We start from the raw sequence: 2,120 nt of genomic DNA on the forward strand, positions 1-2,120 counted from the left end.
ACCTACGTCACGCCCTCGCGCGTGACGTAGGTGAGGTCCGGGTTGGCGACGTGACCCGCCACGGCATCGGCGGCGCCGGCGACGACGCGCACGTCTCCCAGCAGGCGCTCCATGAGGCCGCGGGCGCGAACGTCGACCGTGAGCAGGTCGACGAGGCGCTCGCCGGCCTGTGCCGCGTGGGCCGGGGCCTGCTCGGCAAGCGATAGCACCGTAAGGGCGCCGGCGGCGTTCTTGGTTGCGGCAGCCGCGTCCATGAGCGACACGACGTCCTCGGAGGTGGCGACGACGGGCGCCGCGAGCACGTCACCGAGGAGGCGCTCGACGACCTCATCGAGCTCGGCCGGGGCGCTCACGACGTCTGCGAGGCGGTAGCGAACGAGGCTGGCAAGGCTGCCGTTGGCAAGCACCCTGCCCTCGAGGGAGCCCGTGGCGGCGCCCAGCTGGGCGTCGACGTCGCGCAGCGCGCGTAGCGTGGCACGGGCCTGGGCAAGAACGCTTCGGGCCTCGTCGAGCTCGTGGCGCGCCTGCCTGGCCGCCGCGCGGGCCTCGTCGTGGGCGGCCGCGCGCTCGGGCACGGCGGAGCGGGCCTGCTCGGCGGCCTCGCGGGCGCAGGCAAGCTGGCCCTCGAGCTCCTCGGCGCGCGCACGTCGGGACGCCAGCGCGGCGTTGGCGGTCTCGACCTGCTCGTCAATCTGGGCGAGGCGGCTCGCGAACATCTGGTCCTGGACCTCGGCGTTGCCGATCTCCTCGTTGAGCTTCGCCTGCTCGAGCGTGGTGTGGTCGAGCTCGCGCTGGCAGGAGCGCTGCTCGTCGGTGAGGCGGGCCTGGGCGGCTCCAGCCTCGCGGCGCTCGGCGGTGGCCGCCTTGGCGGCGGGATCGAGCTCGCGCACCTGGCGCGTGAGGCTCTCGACCGCGGCGCGCGTCTCGACGAGGCGCTCGGAGACTTCGTCAGCCTCCTTGCGGGCCTCGGTGCGCTGGCGCTCGACCTGCGAGAGCGTGAGGCGCGTCTCGGAGAGGCGGTCGACCATGTTGCGGCCCTTCTCCTCGAGCAGGCGCATGTCGCTCTCGAGGCGGCCGAGGATGTCGGCGCAGCGGCGGCGCTGTTCGCCGAGGTCGCCCACGAACAGGCCCTTCTGCTCGAGCATGCTCTGGAGCTTCTCGAGCTCGCGGATCTTCTCATCGACGCGGTACTGCGCGAGCTCGACGGCAGCGGCGGCCTCCTTGGCCTGGGCCTGGAGGTCTGCCCACTGGCGCTGCAGGCGGCGCACGTCGTCAACGGCGAGCTGGCAGGTGAGCTCGGAGAGGCGTGTGTCGAGCTCGTTGAAGCGCTTGGCGCGATCGACCTGACGCTCGAGGGGGCGCAGCTGGCGGTTGATCTCGCGCGCGACGTCGCGGGCGCGCACGAGGTTCTTGTCCATGTCCTGGAGCTTGCGCAGCGAGCGCTCCTTGCGGCGGCGGTGCTTGGAGATCCCGGCCGCCTCCTCGATGAGGGCGCGGCGCTCCTCGGGGCGGCTCGAGAGGATCGAGTCGAGCTTGCCCTGCGAGATTATCGAGTGGGTGTCCTTGCCCAGGCCCGAGTCGTGCAGGATGTCCTGGATGTCCATGAGGCGGGCGGGGGCACCGTTGATGAGGTACTCGGACTCGCCCGAGCGATACATGCGCCTCGTGATGCCAACCTCGGTGAAGTCGACCGGCAGCGTGTGGTCGGTGTTGTCGAGCACGAGAGTGACCTCGGCCACGCCCACGGGCTTTCTGGCCGACGAGCCCGAGAACACGACGTCCTCCATGGCCTGGCCGCGCAGCATCTTGGCGCTCTGCTCGCCGAGCACCCACAGGATGGCATCGCTCACGTTCGACTTGCCGGAGCCGTTGGGGCCCACCACGACGGTGAGGCCCGGGTCGAAAACCATGTGGGTGCGGTCGGCGAAGGACTTGAAGCCCTTCAGCGTGAGGGACTTCAGGAACAATTGACGCCCTCCTCGGCAAGGCGCTTGATGGCGTCGGCGGCCGCCGCGCTCTCGGCGAGCTTCTTGGACGAGCCCTGGCCGCGACCCATGCGCCTGCCCTCAACGAGCACGGCGGAGGTGAAGGTGGGGCTATGGGCCGGGCCCTCCTCGCCC

The 2,120-nt window shown here is 71.4% G+C and carries 2 protein-coding genes; both read right to left on the reverse strand.

Going from position 1 to position 2,120, the window contains the following annotated elements; translation table 11 throughout:
- Positions 1 to 2: 2 nt before the first annotated feature.
- Positions 3 to 1,967 carry a chromosome segregation SMC family protein gene (locus tag AC1VTH_RS07970; protein WP_481335627.1) on the reverse strand — a complete coding sequence of 655 codons (1,965 nt, stop codon included), beginning with the start codon at positions 1,965 to 1,967 and terminating at the stop codon, positions 3 to 5.
- On the reverse strand, positions 1,958 to 2,120 hold a 163-nt coding region (locus AC1VTH_RS07975; protein WP_481335628.1), incomplete at its 5' end, for a putative dsRNA-binding protein. The genes AC1VTH_RS07970 and AC1VTH_RS07975, both read right to left, overlap by 10 nt.

The sequence above is a fragment of the Parolsenella sp. genome, assembly GCF_982402205.1.